The 21,187-nt window shown below is 71.7% G+C and carries 18 protein-coding genes; 9 read left to right on the top strand and 9 right to left on the bottom strand.

Going from position 1 to position 21,187, the window contains the following annotated elements; all coding sequences use genetic code 11:
- Positions 1 to 96 precede the first annotated feature (96 nt).
- The 3 genes from ACIBF7_RS22925 to ACIBF7_RS22915 are packed head-to-tail and all read left to right on the top strand — an operon-like array spanning position 97 to position 2,254.
- Complete coding sequence (locus ACIBF7_RS22925) at positions 97 to 450, top strand: YrdB family protein (RefSeq protein WP_397198093.1); 354 nt, start codon at positions 97 to 99, stop codon at positions 448 to 450.
- 2 nt (positions 451 to 452) lie between these two features.
- Positions 453 to 1,364, top strand: a complete 912-nt coding sequence (locus ACIBF7_RS22920; protein ID WP_397198092.1) for an NAD-dependent epimerase/dehydratase family protein — start codon at positions 453 to 455, stop codon at positions 1,362 to 1,364.
- Positions 1,361 to 2,254, top strand: a complete 894-nt coding sequence (locus ACIBF7_RS22915; protein WP_148033396.1) for a Gfo/Idh/MocA family protein — start codon at positions 1,361 to 1,363, stop codon at positions 2,252 to 2,254. The genes ACIBF7_RS22920 and ACIBF7_RS22915 overlap by 4 nt, the downstream gene beginning before the upstream one ends.
- On the opposite strand, the gene ACIBF7_RS22910 is transcribed toward ACIBF7_RS22915, so the two are convergent.
- Positions 2,235 to 3,056, bottom strand: a complete 822-nt coding sequence (locus tag ACIBF7_RS22910; protein WP_397198091.1) for a trypsin-like serine peptidase — start codon at positions 3,054 to 3,056, stop codon at positions 2,235 to 2,237. The genes ACIBF7_RS22915 and ACIBF7_RS22910 overlap by 20 nt on opposite strands.
- Before the next feature lie 138 nt (positions 3,057 to 3,194).
- Complete coding sequence (locus ACIBF7_RS22905; RefSeq protein WP_397198090.1) at positions 3,195 to 4,451, bottom strand: Glu/Leu/Phe/Val dehydrogenase; 1,257 nt, start codon at positions 4,449 to 4,451, stop codon at positions 3,195 to 3,197.
- A gap of 236 nt (positions 4,452 to 4,687) precedes the next feature.
- Here ACIBF7_RS22905 and ACIBF7_RS22900 point away from each other — a divergent pair, with 236 nt between their 5' ends.
- A complete protein-coding gene (locus ACIBF7_RS22900) occupies positions 4,688 to 6,244 on the top strand; it encodes an alkaline phosphatase D family protein (protein ID WP_397198089.1) in 1,557 nt (518 codons plus the stop codon).
- A gap of 42 nt (positions 6,245 to 6,286) precedes the next feature.
- On the opposite strand, the gene rocD is transcribed toward ACIBF7_RS22900, so the two are convergent.
- From rocD to ACIBF7_RS22885, 3 genes are all read right to left on the bottom strand, one after another.
- The gene (rocD, locus tag ACIBF7_RS22895) at positions 6,287 to 7,495 is read right to left on the bottom strand and encodes an ornithine--oxo-acid transaminase (RefSeq protein WP_148033392.1); all 1,209 of its coding nucleotides are present in this window, start codon (positions 7,493 to 7,495) and stop codon (positions 6,287 to 6,289) included.
- A gap of 1 nt (position 7,496) precedes the next feature.
- Positions 7,497 to 8,294 (bottom strand): dimethylargininase, encoded by a 798-nt coding sequence (gene ddaH, locus ACIBF7_RS22890; protein ID WP_397198088.1) that lies wholly within the window; start codon positions 8,292 to 8,294, stop codon positions 7,497 to 7,499.
- Positions 8,295 to 8,415: 121 nt separating this feature from the next.
- Positions 8,416 to 8,901 (bottom strand): Lrp/AsnC family transcriptional regulator, encoded by a 486-nt coding sequence (locus ACIBF7_RS22885; protein WP_148033390.1) that lies wholly within the window; start codon positions 8,899 to 8,901, stop codon positions 8,416 to 8,418.
- A gap of 96 nt (positions 8,902 to 8,997) precedes the next feature.
- On the opposite strand from ACIBF7_RS22885, the gene ACIBF7_RS22880 reads away from it, so the two are divergent.
- Complete coding sequence (locus tag ACIBF7_RS22880; protein ID WP_397198087.1) at positions 8,998 to 11,340, top strand: GH1 family beta-glucosidase; 2,343 nt, start codon at positions 8,998 to 9,000, stop codon at positions 11,338 to 11,340.
- 83 nt (positions 11,341 to 11,423) lie between these two features.
- Complete coding sequence (locus tag ACIBF7_RS22875; RefSeq protein WP_219549712.1) at positions 11,424 to 12,602, top strand: hypothetical protein; 1,179 nt, start codon at positions 11,424 to 11,426, stop codon at positions 12,600 to 12,602.
- Positions 12,603 to 12,607: 5 nt separating this feature from the next.
- On the opposite strand, the gene ACIBF7_RS22870 is transcribed toward ACIBF7_RS22875, so the two are convergent.
- Together ACIBF7_RS22870 and ACIBF7_RS22865 are read right to left on the bottom strand one after the other, a co-directional pair.
- Positions 12,608 to 14,014, bottom strand: a complete 1,407-nt coding sequence (locus tag ACIBF7_RS22870; RefSeq protein ID WP_397198086.1) for a glycoside hydrolase family 16 protein — start codon at positions 14,012 to 14,014, stop codon at positions 12,608 to 12,610.
- 146 nt (positions 14,015 to 14,160) lie between these two features.
- Positions 14,161 to 14,880 carry a vWA domain-containing protein gene (locus ACIBF7_RS22865; protein WP_219549714.1) on the bottom strand — a complete coding sequence of 240 codons (720 nt, stop codon included), beginning with the start codon at positions 14,878 to 14,880 and terminating at the stop codon, positions 14,161 to 14,163.
- A 1,485-nt stretch (positions 14,881 to 16,365) separates the two neighbouring features.
- On the opposite strand from ACIBF7_RS22865, the gene ACIBF7_RS22860 reads away from it, so the two are divergent.
- The gene (locus ACIBF7_RS22860) at positions 16,366 to 16,569 is read left to right on the top strand and encodes a hypothetical protein (protein WP_397198085.1); all 204 of its coding nucleotides are present in this window, start codon (positions 16,366 to 16,368) and stop codon (positions 16,567 to 16,569) included.
- A 703-nt stretch (positions 16,570 to 17,272) separates the two neighbouring features.
- On the opposite strand, the gene ACIBF7_RS22855 is transcribed toward ACIBF7_RS22860, so the two are convergent.
- Together ACIBF7_RS22855 and ACIBF7_RS22850 are read right to left on the bottom strand one after the other, a co-directional pair.
- Positions 17,273 to 17,992: a DUF5941 domain-containing protein gene (locus tag ACIBF7_RS22855; RefSeq protein WP_397198084.1), complete on the bottom strand. Its 720-nt coding sequence runs from the start codon at positions 17,990 to 17,992 to the stop codon at positions 17,273 to 17,275.
- Entirely contained in the window at positions 17,989 to 19,521 is a 1,533-nt protein-coding gene (locus ACIBF7_RS22850; RefSeq protein WP_148033383.1) for a CDP-alcohol phosphatidyltransferase family protein, read from the bottom strand. Before ACIBF7_RS22850 ends, ACIBF7_RS22855 begins: the two co-directional genes overlap by 4 nt.
- 147 nt (positions 19,522 to 19,668) lie before the next feature.
- Here ACIBF7_RS22850 and recO point away from each other — a divergent pair, with 147 nt between their 5' ends.
- Positions 19,669 to 20,403, top strand: coding sequence for a DNA repair protein RecO (gene recO, locus ACIBF7_RS22845; protein WP_148033382.1), 735 nt, complete (start codon positions 19,669 to 19,671; stop codon positions 20,401 to 20,403).
- Complete coding sequence (locus tag ACIBF7_RS22840) at positions 20,400 to 21,173, top strand: isoprenyl transferase (RefSeq protein WP_148033381.1); 774 nt, start codon at positions 20,400 to 20,402, stop codon at positions 21,171 to 21,173. The genes recO and ACIBF7_RS22840 overlap by 4 nt, the downstream gene beginning before the upstream one ends.
- Positions 21,174 to 21,187 lie beyond the last annotated feature (14 nt).

Below are 21,187 nucleotides of genomic sequence, written 5' to 3'. Positions count from 1 at the left end.
CGCACGCCGGAAACGAGAGCACTGCTCTTGACGATTGCCGCTCTCTTGAGAGAGCATTGCTCTCGTAAGGGAACGGCAGTCACTTCGGAGGTCATCGTGCTCCCCATCGCCAAGGGCGCCAACCTGGCGCTGATGTTCTTCCTGGAGCTCGGAGTGCTCGCCTCCGCCGGCTACTGGGGGTTCACGCTGAGCCAGCACTGGGGCGTGAAGCTCCTCGCCGGGCTCGGCGCGCCCGCGCTGTTCATCGCCGCCTGGGCCCTGTTCGGGGCGGGCGGCGGCGCCAACGCCGTCATCCCGCTCACCGGCCTGGCGCGCGCCGTGCTGGAGATCCTCTGGTTCGGCGGCGGCGCGCTGGCGCTCTACGCGGCCGGCGCCGCCGTTCCCGCCGGGGCGCTCGCCGCCCTCTTCGTCGTCAACGCGGTCCTCCGCATCGTCTGGAAGCAGGTCTGATCATGGGCAAGCACGTCGTCGTGGGTTCCGGCCAGGTCGGTACGCATCTGGCACGCGAGCTCCTGGACCGGGGTCACGAGGTCACCGTGGTGACCCGGTCGGGAAGCGGTCCCGAAGGAGCGGTCAAGGTGGCGGCCGACGTCGCCGACCGGCGCCGCCTCATCGAGATCACGAAGGGCGCGGACGTCCTCTACAACTGCGTCAACCCGTCCTACCACCGCTGGCTCACCGACTGGCCGCCGATGGCCGCGTCGTTCCTGGCCGCGGCCGAGGCCAGCGGCGCGGTGCTGACGATCCTCGGCAACCTCTACCCGTACGGCCCGGTCACCGGCCCGATGACCGAGGACCTGCCACTCGCCTCCGCCAACCCCAAGTTCCGGGTACGGGCCCGCATGTGGGAGGACGCGCTGGCCGCGCACCGGGCCGGCCGGATCCGGGTGACCGAGGTGCGCGGCTCCGACTACTTCGGCCCCGGCGCCACCGACCAGTCCTACCTGGGCACCCGGTTCCTGCCCGCGCTCAAGGCGGGCAGGACCGTCCAGGTGGTCTGGCCCCTTGACGTCCCGCACAGCTGGACGTACCTGCCCGACGTGGCCAGGGCGCTGATCGTCGCCGGGGGCGACGAGCGGGCGTGGGGGCGGCCGTGGCACGTGCCGACCGCGGAGCCGATGACGTTCCGTCAGGTGGGGGAGGAGATGGCCCGGCTGCTCGGCCGGCCCGCGCCGAGGATGGTCCAGCTCCCGTGGCCGCTGGTGCGGGCGGCCGGGCTCTTCCAGCCCATGATCGGCGAGCTGCGGCACGTCCGTTACCAGTTCGTCGCGCCGTACGTGCTCGACTCGTCGGCCTTCCAGCGGACCTTCGGGGTCGCTCCCACCCCCGTAGGCGAGGCGTTCAAGGCTACGCTCGACGCGTGAAGACCGCCCTGATCGGCCTCGGCGACATCGCGGAGAAGGCCTATTTGCCGGTGCTGGCCGCCCATCCCGGGCTCGACCTCCACCTGTGCACCCGTGACCGGGCCAGGCTGCGTCGTCTCGGCGACGCCTACCGGGTCGACCGGCGGTTCACCACGGTGGACGAGGTGGTCGAGGCCGGGGTGGACGTGGCGTTCGTGCACGCCGCCACCCCCGCCCACCCGGAGATCGTGGAGACGCTGCTGTCCGCGGGGGTGCACGTGTACGTGGACAAGCCGCTGGCCGACAACCTGGGCGACTGTGAGCGGCTGGCCGCGCTGGCCAGGGCCGGGGGCAGGTCCCTGATGGTGGGCTTCAACCGCCGGCACGCGCCGGGCTACGCCGCCCTGGCGGAGCTGCCCAGGCACCTGGTGCTGATGGAGAAGAACCGGGAACGCCTGCCGGGCGCCCCGCGCCAGGTGGTCTTCGACGACTTCATCCACGTCGCCGACACGCTCAGGTTCCTGGCGCCGGGCGAGGTCACCGGCACCCGCTTCCGCACCCGGGTGAACGGCGACGGGCTGCTGGAGCACGTCGTGCTGGAGCTGTCCGGCGACGGCTTCACCGCCATCGGGGTGATGAACCGGGTGAGCGGGGCCTCCGAGGAGAGCTGCGAGGTGATGGGCGACGGCGTCAAACGCCGCGTGGTCAACCTCGGCGACGTGGTCGACTACGCCGGCGGCGAGACGCTGCGGCGGCGGCCCGACTGGGTGCCGGTCGCCCGTCAGCGCGGCATCGAGGCGATCTGCGCGGAGTTCCTTGCCGCCGTCGGCGCGGGCCGCCTGGTCACCGCCGACGACGCCCTGGTCACCCACGCGCTCTGCGAGGAGATCGTCACTTCGATCGGAGCATGATCCGGTCGGCCTGCTCGTACATCCGGGTGAACGTCCTGCTGCCGAGCCGGCTGAGCACGGTGAAGCCCTTGTCGTCGCGGAGCGGGCTGGAGGAGGAGACGACGCCGGCCACCCCTCCCTCGTACAGCGCGGGGCCGCCGCTGCCGCCGGCCGCCGCGTGGCAGTTGCGGGTGACCAGCACGCCCGGCCCGCGTTCCTTGCCCTCCACCGCGTCGCCGACGCAGCGGTACATGCGGTTGCCCGGATACTGCTTGCCCGCCGGGTAGCCGAGCAGTTCCAGCCCGCGCAGCGGGGTGCCCCTGCGGGTCGGCAGCGGGCGCAGCCCCCGCCCGGTCAGGTCCTCCAGCCGGCCGCGCGGCTTGGCCGACACCCCGGCCAGGCCGACGTCGTACGGCAGCAGGTCGGGCCCGAAACCCCGGCCGCGCCAGCGGGAGGGCACCCACGTGCGCTCCACCGGCCACACGCCCTCGACCGGCCGGCCCCGGTCGTAGCCGGGCAGGAACGCGAGCTGCTCCAGCACCCGGCCGTGGTTACGCAGGCAGTGCGCCGCCGTCAGCACCAGGCTCCGGCTGCGGGAGCGCACCACGGTGCCGCCGCACGTGATGTGGCGGCCCGTCTCCCGGTCGCGGCCGACCAGGACGCCGGTCAGCCGCCGCGTGCCCGTATAGGGCCGCGGCACGGGGGCGTAACCCAGCCGGTCGCCTTGGGGCGTGAGCACCTCCCGCGCCGGGATGTTACGCCGCGGGACCTCGGCGACGCCGGAGGGATCGAGCAGGGCCAGACAGAGCACCAACCTCAACACCCACCTACTTCTAGCAGGAAACGATCAGCGCCCTGACCAGCGACATCAAGGTTTACCCAACCTGGGTACTTCTCACCCCCGCGGGGGTACAGCCTGCCCGTGGACCCGGCCAGGGCAGGCCTGCCCGGCGTACCGGCTCTACGGGTAGAGGCCGCGCATGCGGTGGGCCTCGGCGACCCGGCCGACGCCGATGACGTGCGCCGCCTCGCGGAGGGTGAGGTCGCGTTCGGCGGCCACCGACTTGACCTCGCCGTACGCGCTCTCCATCATGTCGCGGAGCTTGCGCTCGATCTGGCTCTCGCTCCAGGAGCAGGCCTGGATGTTCTGCACCCACTCCAGGTACGACACGATCACGCCGCCCGCGTTGGCCAGGATGTCGGGCACGATCGTGGTGCCGTTGGCGGCCAGGACGCGGTCGGCCTCCGGCGTGGTGGGCCCGTTGGCGCCCTCCACGATCAGGCGGGCGCGTATCCGAGGCGCGTTCGCCTCGGTGATGGCGCCCTCCAGCGCGGCCGGGACCAGCACGTCCACGTCCAGCTCCAGCAGCTCGTCCAGGCCGAGCGCGTCGGCGTCGCGATAGCCGCGCACCTGCCCGGACTCGGCGACCCAGGCACGCAGCCCGGCGACGTCGAGGCCCTCGGGCGCGTACACCGCCCCGGTCACGTCGGAGACCGCGACGACCTTGCAGCCCGCGTCGGCGAGGTACTGGGCGGCTCCCGCGCCCACCTTGCCGAAGCCCTGCACCGCCACCGTCACGCCCTCGGGCGAGCGGCCGAGCGCGGACAGGGCGGCGATCTGCACGCCGCGCGAGGTGGCGCCGGCCCGGCCCAGCGAGCCGCCGAGCGGCATCGGCTTGCCGGTGACGACGCCGGGCACCGCGTAGCCGGCGTTGACGCTGTAGGTGTCCATGATCCAGGCCATGGTCTGCTCGTCGGTGCCGACGTCAGGGGCCGGGATGTCCTTGTCCGGGCCGATCAGCGGCAGGATCTCGTTGACGTAGCGGCGGGTGAGCCGCTCCAGCTCGCGGGTGGTGTATCCGGCGGGGTCGACGGCCACGCCGCCCTTGGCGCCGCCGTACGGGATGCCGACCAGCGCGCACTTCCACGTCATCCACATGGCGAGCGCGGTGACCTCGTGGATGTCGGTGGCCGGATGGAAGCGGATGCCGCCCTTGGCGGGGCCGCGCGAGACGTTGTGCTGGACCCGGAAGCCCTGGACGACGTCCATGCTGCCGTCTTCGCGCCGGACCGGCACCGCGACGGTCAGCGACCGGCGGGGCGTGGCGAGCATCGCGCGGAGCCCGTCGTCGAGCCCCAGCCGCTCGGCTGCGCTGCCGAGTTGGAAGTGAGCGGATTCGAGGGCCTCCTGGCCCGCGCTGATCTGTGCCGGCGTCATTGACGGCACCATGACACTCATGGAAGAGCTTCCTCCTGTTATGTACGCCCGTTACCGGGTAAGGCGCCGTTGCCTATAACCCATTTGGGCGTTCTTGTACGGATCATCCTAGAGCGGGGGGAATATCTAATGTGTGATCTCCTTGCGATCCAAGCCGCTGATCCAGATGCTTGGAAGGTGCCACTCTGGCAGGCTTGTGGCCCGGAGTGCGCCGAACTGTCGAAGTGGAGGGTGTGATGCCCGAACTGGTGGTCGGGCCGATGCTGCGGTACGTCGATTCTGCCAGCGCTTCGATTTTCGTGGAGACCGACGAGCCGTGCACGGTCCACATCGAGGCCGCAGGCGGCTCGTACGAGTCGGAAACCTTCACCGTCCACGACCATCACTACGCGATCGTCGACATAACGGAGCTTTCCCAGAATGTCGGCTCCTATGCCGTCACTCTCGACGGTGAGCGGGTGTGGCCGCTGGAAGGCCGTCCGCCCAGCCGGATCCGGCTCATCCCGCCCGACGGGCCCGCGCGGCTGATGTTCGGCTCCTGCCGCACGACCGCGCCGCACGACACGGCGCACCTCCTCACCCACGGGTACGACGTGCTGCGGTCCTACGGCTGCCATCTGGCCGAGGCCGGTGACGAGGAGTGGCCCGACCTGCTTTTGCTCCTCGGCGACCAGGTCTACGCCGACAACCCGTCGCCGGAGATGCTCGACTACATCCATGCGCGCCGTGACACCGAGCCGAAGAACGAGATCGCCGACTTCGAGGAGTACGCGGAGCTCTACCGCAGGGCGTGGACCGACCCGGACATCCGGTGGCTGCTGTCGACCGTGCCCAGCGCGATGATCTTCGACGACCACGACCTGCGCGACGACTGGAACACCTCGAAGACCTGGCGCGAGCAGATGGCCGAGACCGGCTGGTGGAGCCGCCGGGTGGTCGCCGGGCTCGGCGCCTACTGGGTCTACCAGCACCTCGGCAACCTGTCCCCGCAGGAGCGGGCCGCCGACCCGCTGCTGCGCAAGCTGCTCGACGGCGGCGGCGACGGGGCGGCCGAGCTGGACGCGTTCGCCTCGCAGGCCGACGCCGAGCCGAGCAGCAACCGGTGGAGCTACTCCCGCGACCTCGGCCACGCCCGGCTCATCATGATCGACACCAGATGCGCCAGGCAGCTCACCCCGGGCGACCGCCGCATGCTCGACCCGAGCGAGTGGGCCTGGCTGGAGGAGGAGCTCGCCAAACCCGCCGAGCGGCTGATCATCGGCTCGTCCATCCCGTTCCTGCTCCCCGAGGGCGTGCACGGGGTGCAGAACTGGAACGAAGCCCTCTGCGACGGCGCCTGGGGCCGGCCGGTGGCGCGCGTGTCCGAGTCCTTCCGCCAGGCCGTCGACCTCGAACACTGGGCGGCCTTCCGGCGCTCGTTCGAGGACCTGTCGAAGCTGCTGGCCGCGCTGGGCAAGCCGGTGCTCATCCTCTCCGGCGACGTGCACTACTCGTACGTCGCCAAGGCCCGCACCGGCCCGATCTACCAGATCGTCTGCTCGCCCATCCGCAACCCGCTCAGCCGCCTGCTGCGCTGGGCCAACGTGCTGACCCAGTTCGGCGTCGCCACGCTGATCGGCGGCCTGCTGGCCCGCTCGGCCCGGCTGCCGCGGCCGCCCTTCCGGTGGCGGATCGTCAAGGGGCCGTGGTTCCAGAACGCGGTCGCCACGCTCACCTTCCCGGGCCCCGAGGCCACCTGGTACGAATCCACGGGCGACGACGTACGGAAGATCGCCACGTTACGGCTGGAGTGAGCCGCCGAGTCCGCGCGCCCGCGGGCGCGCGGACTCGGCGGGTCAGCGCAGGGAGTCGACCGTCTCGGCGAGCCGGTCGAGCGCCCAGAGGAGGTCCTCCTCCGAGATGACGATCGGCGGCGCGAGCCGGATCGTCGACCCGTGTGTGTCCTTGGCGAGCACGCCGCGCGCCATCAGCGCCTCCGACACCTGGCGGCCGGTGGCGAGCGACGGGTCGATGTCGACGCCCGCCCACAGGCCGCGCCCGCGCACCGTCACCACGCCGTGGCCGACCAGCTCGCGCAGCCGCGCGTGCATGATCCCGCCCAGCTCGGCCGCCCTGGCCTGGAACTCGCCGGTGCGGAGGATCTCCACGACCGCGCTGCCGACCGCGCAGGCGAGCGGGTTGCCGCCGAACGTGGACCCGTGCTGCCCCGGCTTGATCACGCCGAGCACGTCCTCGTCCGCGGCGATCGCCGACACCGGCACCACGCCGCCGCCGAGCGCCTTGCCCAGGACGTAGATGTCGGGCACGACGCCCTCGTGGTCGCAGGCGAAGGTCCTGCCGGTGCGGCCCAGGCCCGACTGGATCTCGTCGGCGATCATGAGCACGTTCTGCTCGGTGCAGATCTCCCGCACCTGGGTGAGGTAGCCGTCGGGCGGCACCAGCACCCCGGCCTCGCCCTGGATCGGCTCGACGAGCACCGCGACCGTGTCGTCGTCGATGGCCGAGCGGATCGCGTCGGCGGACCCGTACTTCACGATCGTGAAGCCCGGGGTGTAGGGGCCGAAGTCGTCGCGGGCGTCCGGGTCGGTGGAGAAGCTGACGATCGTGGTGGTGCGGCCGTGGAAGTTGTCCTCCATCACCACGATGTTGGCCTTGTCGCGCTCGACGCCCTTGACCAGGTAGCCCCACTTGCGGGCGACCTTGATCGCGGTCTCCACGGCCTCGGCGCCGGTGTTCATCGGCAGGATCATGTCCTTGCCGGTGAGGTCGGCCAGCCCGGCACAGAACCGGGCGAACTGGTCGTGGTAGAAGGCCCGGCTGGTCAGGGTCAGGTTCCTCAGCTGCTCCTGGGCCGCCGCGAGGATCTTCTCGTTGCCGTGGCCGAAGTTGAGCGAGGAGTAGCCGGACAGGAAGTCGAGATAGCGCCTGCCCTCGACGTCGGTCACCCAGGCGCCGTGCGCCTCGTGGAGGACCACGGGCAGCGGATGGTAGTTGTGCGCGCTGCGGCGCTCGCTTACTTCGATCAGCTCCGCGCTGGTGGTCATGTCAGTTCTCCCCCCTGATCTCGAGTGTGCAGCACTTGGGGCCGCCACCCGCCTTGCGCAACTCCGACAGATCGACCGGAACCACCTCGTACCCACGTCGCTTCAGCTCTAGCTGGAGATCGCCCGCCTCGGCGTTGATCACCACGTTGACGCCGTCGCTGACCGCGTTGAGCCCGAGCACGGCGGCGTCGTCGGCGGTGGCGAGCACCGCGTCGGGGAACAGCCTGCGCAGCACCTCCCGGCTGCCTTCGGAGAACGCGCCGGGGTAGTAGGCGACGTTGCGGCCGTCGAGCGGGAACAGCGCCGTGTCGAGGTGGTAGAAACGCGGGTCCACCAGCCGCAACGAGATCACCGGACGGCCCAGGAACTCCTGGGCCTCGTGGTGCGCGGCGACCCGGGTGCGGAAGCCGGTGCCGGCCAGGACGATCTCGTCCATGGTGAGGAAGTCGCCCTCGCCCTCGTTCACGTGCTCCGGCTCCAGCGTCGGGTAGCCGCGCTCGGCGAACCAGCGCAGGTAGGCCGGTCCTTCGGCGGCCCGCTGCGGGAACGCGAACCGGGCGCCGTACACGCGGCCGCCGACCACCAGCGCGCCGTTGGCCGCGAACACCATGTCGGGCAGGCCCTCGATCGGCTCGATCAGGCTCACCTCGTGCCCGAGGCTCTCGTACGCGGCTTTGAGGCCCTCCCACTGCCGGATCGCCACGGCGCGGTCGGTGCCCGCCGCGGGATCCATCCACGGATTGATCGCGTACTCGACCGCGAAGTGCTCCGGCGGGCACATGAGAAAGCGTCTGGGCATGCAGACTCCGTCGTCTTCGTCAGAGTGTTTCCCCATGTCAGGGGTCGAGCACAGCCTAAGAACGCCCCTCACGCGGCGGAAGAGGGCGGGATTGCGCGCGTGTGAAGTTCTGTTGCGAGTATCAGCCGGGGACGTGTGATCCGTTGCGCGCGTCCGGCAACGTGGTGCCGGGAGGGCTGTCGACCAGCCTCGACAGCACGATCGCGCTCTTCGTCCGCACCACGAACGGCTCCGCGGCGATGCGCTCGATCACCCGCTCCACGTGGCGCACGTCCGTCGCCCTGATGTGCAGCAGCGCGTCGGCCTCGCCGGTGATCGTGGCCGCGCCCACCACCTCCGGATAGCGGGCCACGGCCAGCGCGATGTCGGACGGTTTCGTCTTGCCCTGGCAGAACAGCTCGACGTACGCCTCGGTGGTCCAGCCGAGCGCGGCCGGCGCGACCATGGCGCTGAAGCCGGTGATCGCGCCGCTCTCGCGCAGCCGGTCGACCCGCCGCTTGACCGCCGACGCGCTCAGGCCGACTTCCTGCCCGATCTCGGCGTAGGTCTGCCGGGCGTCCTCGACGAGCGCGGCGATGATGTCACGGTCCAGCCGATCCAGTTCCACGGGCTCTGTATATCGCCAACGTCGTGTGGCGCGCGACGATCGAACCGGGGCAAACTGGCCCCTTCGATGAGGCATGGCACGGGGAGTTGGCGAGTGATGAGCAGAGGGACGTTCCCTGATCGTTTCGTGTGGGGCGTGTCGACCTCCGCGTACCAGATCGAGGGCGCGAACGCGGAAGACGGCCGGGGGCCCTCCATCTGGGACGCGTTCTCCGACTCGCAGGCCGCCTGCGACCATTACCACCGCTACCCCGGCGACGTGCGGCTGATGAAGGATCTGGGCGTGGCCGCCTACCGGTTCTCGGTGAGCTGGCCGCGGGTCCTGCCCGAGGGCTCGGGCCGGGTGAACACGGCCGGGCTCGACTTCTACGAGCGGCTGGTCGACGAGCTCCTCTCGGCCGGCGTCACCCCGTACGCGACCCTCTACCACTGGGACCTGCCGCAGGCGCTGGAGGACCGGGGCGGCTGGCCGGAGCGCGACACCGCGCTCCACTTCGCCGACTACGCCCGGGTCGTGCACGAGCGGCTGGGCGACCGGGTGCACACCTGGTTCACGCTGAACGAGCCGTGGGTGGCCGCGTTCCTCGGCTACGGCGCCGGGGTGCACGCGCCCGGCCGGAAGTCGGCCGCCGACGCCTTCCGCGCCGCCCACCACATGCTGCTCGGGCACGGGCTGGCCGCCTCGGCGCTGCGCTCGGCCGGCGCGGCCAGGGTGGGCGCGGTGCTCAACTTCGCGCCCGTGATGACCCCCGGCCAGGTCACCGACCCGGCCAGGGAGCTGTCGGAGGAGGACGCCGACGCGGTCGCCAGGATCGACGAGCTGGTGCACGGGCAGTTCCTGGAGCCGATGCTGCGCGGACGCTACCCCGAGCGGCTGCTGAACGTCGTGGAGTCCGCCGCCGGGCTCGGCCACGTCCGCGACGGCGACCTGGCCGTCATCGCCCAGCCGCTCGACATGCTCGGCGTCAACTACTACGCGCCCAGCGTGGTGCGCGCCCAGCCGGGCGAGCCCGCCGACCCCGTCTACCCGGGCAGCGACGGCGTCCTGTTCTGCACCGTGCCGACCGCGGTGACCGCGATGGGCTGGCCGATCGTGCCCGGCGCGCTCACCGTGCTGCTGCGCCGCCTGTCCCGCGAGTACCCCGACCAGGAGCTGATGATCACCGAGAACGGGGCCGACTTCGTCGACACCGTGACCGCCGACGGCATCCACGACGTCGACCGCGTCAGCTTCGTCGAAGAGCACCTGCGGGCCCTGCTCGCCGCCCTCGACGAGGGCGCCAAGGTCCGCGGCTACCTGCTGTGGTCGCTGCTCGACTGCCTCGAATGGGCCGACGGCTACCAGCGCAAGTTCGGCATCGTGCACGTCGACTTCGCCACCCAGCGGCGCCGCCTGAAGGACAGCGCCCTGTGGTACCGCGACGTGGTGCGCCGCAACGGGCTCGGCGACGGCCGGCCCAAGCGGCCCACCCTGGAGACCGTCGCCGCCCGGGCCAAGGTCTCCAGGGCGACCGTGTCCCGCGTCGTCAACGGCGACGCCGCGGTCAGCCCCGAGGTCCGCGAGAACGTCCTGCGGGCCGTCAAGGAGCTGGGCTACGTGCCCAACGCCGCCGCCCGCAGCCTCGCCACCCGCCGCACCGACACGGTCGCGCTCGTCCTGTCCATCCCGCGCCCCGACGACGCGCTCACCGCCGCCGTCGTCCAGTACGTGACCAGCGTCCTGGAAGGGGCGGGCAAGCAGATCACGCTCATGCTCGCCGACACCTCCGAGAGCCACCGGCGCATCGTCCGGCACGTCGAGGCCGGGCTGTCCGACGGGGTGGTGCTGCTCCCGACGGACGGGGCCGACCCGCTCGCCGAGCGGCTCGCCCGCACCGACGTGCCGCTCGTCCTGCTCGGCCGGCCGGCGATCAGCTCGCTCGTGCCGTACGTGGACGCCGACAACACGGGGGGCGCCGCCGCGGCCACCGAGCACCTGCTGCGGCAGGGGCGCAGGCACATCGGCCTCGTCTGCGGCCCCACCCACCTGGTCGCCGTCCAGGACCGCATGGCCGGGCACCGCGACACGCTCCAGCGGGCCGGACGGCTGCCGCACGTCGCGCTGGCCGGCGACACGGCCGAGTCCGGCGCGGCGGCCCTCACCCGGCTGCTGTCCGACGAGCGCCGCCTGGACGCCGTCCTCGCGACCTCCGACCACCTGGCGATCGGCGTGCTCCGGGCTGCTGCCGAGGCCGGGCGGCGGGTGCCGGACGACCTGGCGGTGGTGGGCTTCGGCGACATCGAGGCGGCCGCGTACACCACCCCGGCGCTGACCACCGTACGGACGCCCGCCTCCGACCAGGCCATGGCCCTGGCCCGGCTGATGCTCTCCCGCCTGGAAGGCCGCCACGCCACCCCGGTGGTGCTCCCCGCCAGGCTGGTGACACGCTCCAGCGGCTGACCGGCACGGAGGGACGGTCCGGGAGGGCGTGGGGCGGTTAGCATCGAGGGACAGTGTCGTCCGGAGGGTCGTCTGGAGGCCCGATGCGCCTGTCACGCCGCCGTCCCACGCAGCCCGACGAGCCCGCGCAGGTCATCCGCGTGGCGCCCGCGGTCGCGTACGACGGAGACCTCTACCACCTGCCCGACTGGACGGCGCGCCGCGACGCCGAGCGCGAGCTGGGGCGGCGGCACGCCGCCGACGGCCAGATCGACACGCTCACCCTGCAGACCGGCAGCGTGCCCCGCTTCCACGAGCTGGAGGACGAGCGGCTCGGCGAGCTGGCCCGCATCGAGGACCTCACCGAGCGGGAGCTGCGGCAGGCGCGCGCCGCGCTCGAAGGGCAGAAGATCAGGCTGGCGGAGTCGCAGCGCGCCTTCGCCGCCGCCCGCGCGGCGCTCGACGACACCCGGCCACGGGTCGCCGAGCTGGAACAGCCCAGCCGCCGCCCCGGCGACGGCCGCCCCAGCTCGATCGCGATCTCCGGCAGCCGGTGGCCCGTCGTGCGCCGCTGGCTGCCCGCCGCGCTGCTGCTGCTCCTGCTGGTGATCGTCGAGGTGCCGATCCTCTACCAGGTGATCCTCGACTGGGGCGACAGCGTCGCGATGACCGCGCTGCTCGCCGCGGGCGCCGCCCTCATCATGCTGGTCGCGCCGCACATGTACGGGCGCGCGTTCCGGTCCTGGCAGGAGCACGGCGGCTCGGCCAAGGGGCGCTGGCTGCTGATCGGCGTGGCGCTGGTGTGGCTGGGCTTCATCGTGGCGGTGGCCGTGCTCCGGCGCGACGCGCTGGTCCGGCCGCTCGTCGTGGACGGGGAGGAGATCGGGCCCACCGCCGAGGGGGCCGGCACGCTGCCCACCATGGTGCTGCTGCTGGCCCTGCTGATCGCCACCGCCCTCATCGCCGCCGACCTGGGCCGGCGCATGCACAACCCGAACGACCGGACGCTGCGGGAGCTGCGCGCCAAACTGGACGCCGAGTCCAGGGCGTTCGCGACCGCGCAGGGCGTCTACCAGCAGGACGCCGGATACGCCGAGAGCATCGCCCAGTACGTGGAGTCGGTCGACCGGCGGCTGGCCGGCCGGACCCGGCAGCTCGACCGCGGCTTCGACAGCCTGGCCACCGCCTACCTGGGCGGGGTGGTGGAAGGGTTACGGGACCCGGAGGCGGCGAGCTGGGCCGAACGGATCGTGGCCAGGCGCCGTGCGGCGCCCGGCCGGTGATCCCCTTAGGTGGTGGAGAAGGTGAACCAGTTGACGTTCACGAAGTCGGCGGGCTGGCCGCTGCTGAACGTCAGGTAGACGGTGTGCGTCCCGGTCGTCGGCGTGATGTTGGCCGGGACCGTGCGCCAGCTCTGCCAGCCGCCGGTGTTCCCGATCGCGAAGTCGCCGATCGGCGGCGCCGTCGGGCTGCCCAGCCTGACCTGGACGAGCCCGCTCACGCCGGCGCCCGCCCCGGAGGCCACCCTGGCCTTGAACTGCTGGGCCGCCGTCGAGCCGAACCGGACGTTGTCGAAGCGGAGCCAGTCGCCGTTGCGGATGGCGCCGACGTTCTGCCCGCCGCCGGAGTCCGTGGTGGTCTCCGTGATGGTGCCCGACTGGGCGCTGTAGCCCTCGGCCTGGATGGTGGAGCGCGCGTCGAACCCGTCACCCGGGGGGTCGGTCGGCGGGTCGGTCGGCTGGGTGCCGGTGCCGCTCTGCCACACGGCCACGTAGTCGACCAGCATCGGCCGGCCGGACACGGTCGCGGCGGTCGGCGTGCCGAAGCCCGCCACGCCGTTCGGGAAGGCGCCGCCCATGGCCACGTTCAGCAGCAGGAAGTAGCCGGCGTGACCGGTCATGTTGGTCCACGTGGTGGCGTCGAGCTGCGACTGGCTCACACTGAAGAACTGCTGGCCGTCCACGTACCAGCGCAGCTGGTTGGGGCTGACGCTGCGGTCCCACTCGAAGCGGTAGGTGTGGAAGGACGACTGGCAGGTCGAGCCGGGGCAGGCGCGGCTGCCGCCGATGCCCTGGGTCTCGTTGCACGGGCCGCCGGGGTTGACGCCGCAGTGGAGCACGGCCCAGACGGTGTTGAGGCCGTTGACGTTCTCCATGATGTCGAACTCGCCGATGGCCGGCCAGTTCCAGTAGTTGCCCCGGTAAGGGGAGCCGAGCGCCCAGAACGCGGGCCAGTAGCCGAGCGCGGCGTCGCCGGTGACGTTCGGCATCTGGATGCGACCCTCGATGCGCAGGATGCGTCCGTCGGCGGGCTTGAAGTCGGAGCGCCGGGTCTCGATGCGGCCGGAGGTCCACTCGCCGTTCGAGCCGCGCAGCGGGGTGATGCGCAGGTTGCCGGAGCCGTCGAGGCTCAGGTTGGCGGGGTTGGACGTGTAGTTCTGGATCTCTCCGGTGCCCCAGTTGCCGGGGCCGCCGGGGTAGCCGTGGCCGGTGTCGATGATCCAGTTGCTGGACGAGGGCAGCGAGCCCGACGAGCCGTTGAAGTCGTCGGCCCAGACCAGCGACCAGCCGGACGGGGTGGCCGGGACGGACGCGGCGGCGCTCGTGGCCACCTGGACGAGCAGGCCGCCGACGGCGGCCAGCGCCACGGCGGCGGCCGCTATGCGGCGGCGCACCCTGGACGGTGGTGATGTCATCACTGCTCCTGGGGGGAAGGGAGGCGGAGTGAAGAGAGCGCTCTCACGCCGAACGAAAACACAGTTCCTTACCTGTTGTCAACAATCGTCACCGCAGGCGTTGCAGGAAGGTGAACAGTCCGGCATGCTGTGAGAGAGCGCTCTCCCTACAGGAGGTCGGCGGCCGTCGTGCCGGCCGCCTCGAACGCCTCTGCCCAGAAGGCCTCCAGCAGCGGGAACCGGTCCGGGTTCGCCGTCCGCTCCCGCAAGAACCCGTGCACCGTCACCGCGTACCCGCCCATGGCGGGCAGCAGGCCGGCCCGCCGCAACTCCTCGACCTTCCGCTTCCGCGCCGCTTCGCCCAGATCCAGGCGGTTGATGTTCAGCTCGCCGCGGTTGTTGCTCAGGTCGCTGAACACGATGAGCCGGTGCTCCTTGTCCGGCTGCCGCCGCGCGGTCATCTGCTTCACCATGTACCGCAGCGCGCCCAGCACGTCCGAGCCCTCGCCCTCCGCGGGGCAGTCGAACAGCCGCACCGCCCTGGGCACCACCTCTTTGATCCGGTGCGTCCTCACCCGGTCCTCGACGACCGGGTTGTCGTTCGGGTTCTCGGCGCGGGTGGCGGCCACGGTGACCGGGTCCTCCCGGCACGAACTACTCTCCGACGCGCCGGTGACGGCGGCGAACCCCACCCAGTCGCACCCCTGGGCGAACTCGGGCAGCTTCGAGGTCACATCCTCACGGGACGTGGCGGGCTCCGCGTAGCTCGTGGAGTCCACCACCACCCCGCACACCGCCCCCGCGTCCGTCCCGCACCCCGCCACACCACCGGCCACCAGCGCCGCGACGCCGAGCACGGCCACCCCTCTGCTCCCTAACCCGGCCAACGCCGCTCCTCTCCGTCGCCGTCACGTGGTGTGCTGGGCGATGCGGCGCTCGGGTCGCCGAACGCCTCCCGCCATGGATAGGTCCGCCGCTGCCCTCTGGCACGGTCCTGTCCGGTTGGGGTGCTTGTTGCAGTGGTGTCTTGTGTGGGTGGGGTGTGTGGTTCGGCGGCGCGGTCGTGTGCCGGTGGAGTGCCTGTTTCTGTGGTGCGGTCGTGTGCCGGTGGGGTGCGTGTTTTTGCGGTGCGGTCGTGTCCCGGTGTGGTGCCTGTCTCGGTGGCGCGGTCCTGTGCCGGTGGGGTGCGGTTGGTGTGGTCCTGCTTGCGTGTCTCGGTGGCGTGGTCCGGTCCGGGATGGACGTCGGTTTCGGCGTCCTGGTGTGGTTCCCGCGGGCCGTCGTCGGCTGTCTCGCCGACGTCGCTTTCCGTACGAGGGGAGCCGGGCCCGGCGCTCGCCGGCCCGTCGGCGGAAGCCTCAGAGTCGTCATGCCCTGGATGCTCATCGCTCGTCGGCGAAGGCGTGAGGGCGTCGGTCTCGCGGGTCTCCACCGCCTCACCTGGTACGTAAGCGGTCTCGTGCAGAGGATCCGGGGAGGGGTGGGCGGCTTGCGGCGGTGACGGAGCCATGCCGGAGGTACCTGCCGGGGGAAACGTGACCTCTGCAGGGTCCGCTGCCGTACGTAAGGAAGAGACGGCTTCTGGAAGAGACGTGGGGGATCGGTCCATCGTGGGCCGGGCGGCTGGCGGCGGAGATGTGGTGGCGGTGGGATCCAGCGCGGGGTGGGTGTTCTCCGGCGGGGAGACGGTGGAGGCCGTCTCGGGTCGGGCGGCTTGCGGCGGGGATGGGGTGGCGGTGGGGTCCACCGCGGGATGGGTCTCCGGCGAGGAGACAGCGGGGGCCGTCTCGGGTCGGGCGGCTCGCGGCGGAGGTGGGGTGGCGGTGGGATCCGGTGCGGGGTGGGTGGTCTCCAGCGGGGAGACGGCGAGGGCCGTTTCGGGTCGGGTGGCTTGGGATGTGGTGGCGGTGGGATCCGCCGGGAGATGAGTGGTCTCCGGAGGGGAGACGGTAGGGGGCGTTTCCGGTCGGGTGGTTTGGGACGGGGATGTGGTGGGGGTGGGGGCCTTGGTGGGTTCGGTGGCCTGCGGCTGGGATGTGGGGGCGGTGGGGTCTGTCAGGGAGTGGGGAGTTCTCGGTGGAGATGGGGTGGTGGGGGAGTGGTCCGCTGGGGGTTGGGGGGACTGAGTCCGGTGGGGAGGTTCGAGCGGGGGGAGGCGGAGGGCTGGGGGCAGTTCGTGGGGGAGGACCTTGGCGTGCCAGTCCGCTACCCGGGCTTCCACCTCGTGGAGGATCCGGCCTAGCTCGTCGCGCCCCGAGATGCCGAGCCGGGTCTCGCCGGTGGGTTCCATGGCGATGACCTCGCCCTGCCAGAGCGGTGGGATCTCCTCCCGGCGGGGGTGGGTCTCCATGACGCCGCTCCGGTAGGCGGCGATGATCTGCTCGGCCCTGGCGTGCACGGCCTCCACCTCGTGGTCGTGCTCGACCAGGGCGTTCTCCCACTCCTGCGCGTACTGGCCGATGCGGGCGCCGGCGCGCTGCACGCTCTCCTGGCTCTCCCGCACCGCCTCCCGCCGCCGCGCCTCACCCCGCCTCCATCGGGCCTCGGCGATGGAGATGAACGCGTCCTCCTCGTAGGGAGCCGCCGGGTGCCCGCCGCGATCACCGTACGATCCCGCCGCACGTGCCCCTGAGCCACCGTACGGTCCTGCTGCGCGTGCCCCTGAGTCACCGTACGGTCCCACGGAATCGGGGTCTGGCGGATCGCCGTACGATCCCGGCGGGTCAGGTGGCGGATCGCCGTACCGTCCCGCCGGTTCAGGTGAAGGCCTGGAATCTGGCGGATTGCCGTACGGTCCTGCGGAATCGGGTGAAGGCCTAGAACCTGGCGGATATGGATCAGCGGGTGGGCCGGGGTGGCCGTTGGGTGGGGGCTGGGGGAGGAGGTCGGTGCGGCTGAGTTCCAGGAGGATCGCTTCCCGGGCGGCCAGGGACTGGTCCAGTAACTCGCCGCGCCGGGCGGCCAGCCGGCGGCCGGCGTCGGCGATCTGCTCGCGGGCGCGGGCCCGTACCTCGGCGACGAACGGGGGCCGGCTCTCGGGGTCGGTGAAGGTCGTCAGCGGGTGTCGCCGGGCGTCGCGCATGCCCTGCCGGCGCGCCTCCTCACGCTCGGCCAGCGGGTCGCCCCGCTTGAACAGCCGCGACAAGAACGCCATCCGGCTCCTCCGGCTCAGAGTCCCTGAGTCCCCAGCCTAAACGCTCCCCTCGCGGAAGCCGGGGTGCCGGAGGAAACGCGAAAGGCGGGGCCGTGAGGGCGGCCCCGCCTTTCGCGTAGGGGAGATCAGGCTTTTTCGGCCTCGCCGGTGGCCTGCTCCAGCGCGTCCTCGGGGGACTGCTCCAGGTCCTGCTCGGCGTCGGCGGCCGCCTGGGCCGACGCCTTGTCCAGGCGGACCCAGCTCGTCACGCTCTCGACGGCGAACAGCACGAACAGGTAGGCCGTCAGCACCGCCAGCACCGGCGTGACCAGGCCGAACGCCGCGCCCGCGCCGATGATGAGCAGCCGCAGCTCCCAGCCGAGTCCGGCGTAAAACACCCAGGCCGGCGGCCAGATGCTCTGCCGGGTCCGGTAGACGGTGTCGTAGGTGTGGTAGCCGACCACGTACACCAGCACGAACAGCAGCCACTTCGGCGCCCCCGCCGCGAGGCCGACCACGATCATGGCGAGGAACTCGGCGGCGCGCAGCAGCGGCGGCGTGAGCCAGTCGAAGCGGCCCAGGTGGTCGCGCGGCGCGGTCGGCAGCACCAGCAGCAGCACGATCAGCGACGGCAGCAGCATCGTGAAGCCCGGCTGGACCAGGCCGGTCACCGTGACGGCGATGACGGCCAGCAGCGCGGCCAGCGTGGCGGGGACCGGCGGCAGGCCCTTGCCGAGCCTGCCCGACAGCACGTGGACGAGGGGACCGTCGTCGCGGTAGGCGAGCAGGCGGGCGGTCTGGATGCGCCGGCGCTCCTCGTCGGGGTCCGGCGTGGGGGTTGCGGCGGCCTGCGGCTGGGTGATCATGCGAGCGACCTCATGAGGCGTCCGGTGAGAGTGTAAACGGCGGCGACGGAGCCCCAGATCACCAGCGTGAGGAAGGTAATGCGGGCGTCGAAGAGCGCAGCGGTGATCGCGATGGCCGCGAACCGCTCGCCGATGGGGAACACGATCATTTTACGCGCCCAGTGGACCGCGCGGTACTTGCCGGCCTTGGACCACATCTTGAGCATGCGCTTGACGCCACTGCTCTGCTCGACCTTGCGGCGCTCCAGGGCCTGGCGCAGGTCACGGTCGTCGCGGGCGTCGAGCGCCAGCGTGGGCAGCTTGGCCGGGGGCTTGCGGCGGTTGGAGATGCCGAAGGAGAAGTCGAGCAGGTGGCGCACGGACTGCAGGCCGATGGCGGCCAGCGCGAAGATCCAGATGTCGTCGCCGCCGTTGCCCGCCACGACCCAGCCCACGGCCAGTCCGGCGAAGACGACGTACTCCTTGAACCGGTCGAACGTGGCGTCGAGCCACGCCCCCAGCACCCCGAACTTGCGGGCGTAGCGGGCGACCTGGCCGTCGACGCAGTCGAACACGAAGGCGAAGTAGATCAGCAGCCCGCCGGCGATCATCCACGGCCGCTGGCCGGTGGCGAAGCAGGCGGCGGCGGCCACGCCGAGGGCGATCGAGATGAGCGTGACCTGGTTGGGCGTCAGCCCCCGCCGGGCCGCCCAGCGGGCGATGAACCGGGAGTAGGTCGAGACGAAGTAGGTGGTGAAGAAGCCGTCGGCGCCCTTGACCGCGTTGTTGAGCCTGGCGCGGTCCTCGTCGAAGCCGGACATCTCGACGGCGGCCTCGTTGGCCTGCTCCTGGGAGGTGACGCGGCGGTAGAACAGGTCGCGGCGGCCCCGGATGCCGACCGACACGCCCTTGCGCACCAGGCCGAAGGCGATGATCTGGACCAGGTCGTCGTCGTCGCCGAAGGCGGACGCCATCGCGGCCAGCTCGCGGCAGGTCTCGGCGAGCATCGGCGCGTTGCGCGCGCTGATGTACATCGGGCCGAGCAGCACGGCGTTGGGCCTGGTCACCAGGTGGGTGGCGGTGCCGACCGAGATGACCCTGGTCTTGCCGATGCGGGAGCGGACCGGCAGGCCCTCCACCTCGTTCATGCCGATCTCGGGCTCGGCCTCCGCTATCGGGACGTTACCGTTGAGCTGGTCGTCCTCTGTCTCCTCGCCCTCCTCTTCCGCCACCGGGCGCGGCTCCTTGGCGACGAGGACCAGCGCGCCGCGCTTGGTCTTGTTGATCTGGTAGATCAGCTCGTCGTGGATGACCGAGTTCTCCGGGATGATGAACAGGGGCTCGGTCGCGGACTCCGCGACCTCCGCCAGTGCGCGCAGGGCGGCGGCCACGTCGCCGGAGCCGATCGTGGCGGGCGTCGGGTCCATGGTGAGGACCTGGTTGCGCAGTCGCTCCGCGACGGTGGGATTGCCGGGAAGTGCGGCGAGCCTCAAGCCGGTCGGAGCGGTGTCGGGGCCGGGTGAAGAGCCCAGCAGGACCACGCGGGTCATGACTACCTTTCGGCGGTAACGGAGGGGTGAACAGTGGGCAATGCGGAACAGGCGTCAAAGTCTAGTGACGGTTGCGGAAAGGCGTGTCACACCGCCATGGGAGTAGCACGAAGTGTCGTCACTTTGATACGACCGTAGGATGGCCGGGTGAGTCTCTATCGTGACGAGGGCGTGGTCCTGCGCACGCAGAAGCTCGGCGAGGCCGATCGCATCGTCACGGTTCTGGCCAAGCGCACCGGCAAGATCCGGGCCGTCGCCAAGGGGGTGCGCCGCACCACCTCGCGCTTCGGGGCGAGGCTGGAGCCGTTCACCCACGTCGACCTCCAGCTCCACACCGGCCGCACGCTCGACGTCGTCACCCAGGCGGAGACGATCAGGCCGTACGGCGAGGCGCTGGCGAGCGACTACCCGCGCTACACCGCCGGCACCGCGATGCTGGAGACTGCCGACCGGCTGACCCACGGCGAGAAGGAGCCGGCCCTGCGGCAGTTCCTGCTGCTGGTGGGCGGGCTGCGCACGCTCGGCGAGGGCGATCACGAACCCCGGCTGGTGCTCGACGCCTATTTCCTGCGCTCGCTGGCCGTCGCCGGATACGCGCCCGCGCTGGAGGCGTGCGCCAAGTGCCGGGCGCCCGCGATCCGGGCGTTCGCCATCGTGGCGGGCGGCGTGGTGTGCGGGGCGTGCCGGCCCGCCGGCGCGGCGGTGCCCGCCGGTGAGACGATCGGCCTGATGACGGCGCTGCTGCGCGGCGACTGGGCGACGGCCGACGCGTCCGAGCAGCGACACCGCAGCGAGTGCAGCGGCCTGGTCGCCGCCTATCTGCAATGGCACCTCGAACACGGGATACGCTCGCTCCGCCACGTAGAAAGGGAGCCCGTTTGAACGTCCGCCCGCCGACACCCCATCCGTCCGGCGCGACCCCGCCGCCGATCCCGCGTGAGCTGGTGCCCCGCCACGTGGCCATCGTCATGGACGGCAACGGCCGGTGGGCCAAGGCTCGCGGGCTGCCCCGGACCGAGGGACACAAAGCGGGGGAGTCGTCGCTGTTCGACGTCATCGAGGGCGCTCTGGAGCTGGGCATCCCCTACCTGAGCGCCTACGCGTTCTCGACGGAGAACTGGAAGCGCTCGCCCGACGAGGTGCGCTTCCTCATGGGCTTCAACCGCGACGTGATCCGCCGCCGCCGCGACGAGCTGCACGCGATGGGCGTGCGGGTGCGCTGGGCGGGCAGGCCGGGCCGGCTGTGGAAGAGCGTGATCTCCGAGCTGCAGTCCGCCGAGGAGATGACCCGGGCCAACCGCAAGCTGACGCTGCAGTTCTGCGTCAACTACGGCGGCCAGGCCGAGATCGTCGACGCGGCACTCAGGCTGGCCGACGACCTCCAGGCGGGCCGGGTCAAGCGGTCCAAGGTCGACGAGAAGGTCTTCGCCCGCTATCTCGACGAGCCCGAGATCCCGGCCGTCGACCTGTTCGTGCGCTCGTCGGGCGAGCAGCGCTTCTCCAACTTCCTGCTGTGGCAGTCGGCCTACGCGGAGATGGTCTTCCTCGACCGGCTCTGGCCCGACTTCGACCGCAGGGACCTGTGGGAGGCGTGCGAGATCTACGCCAAGCGCGACCGGCGTTACGGCGGAGCTCTGCCCAACCCGGTCTAACCGTTCCCCGCGCG

It is taken from the genome of Nonomuraea sp. NPDC050478 (assembly GCF_044458265.1).
Taxonomy (GTDB): Bacteria; Actinomycetota; Actinomycetes; order Streptosporangiales; family Streptosporangiaceae; genus Nonomuraea; species Nonomuraea ferruginea.
Note: the sequence above shows the minus strand (reverse complement) of the source record. Positions and strands in the feature narration are given on the sequence as shown.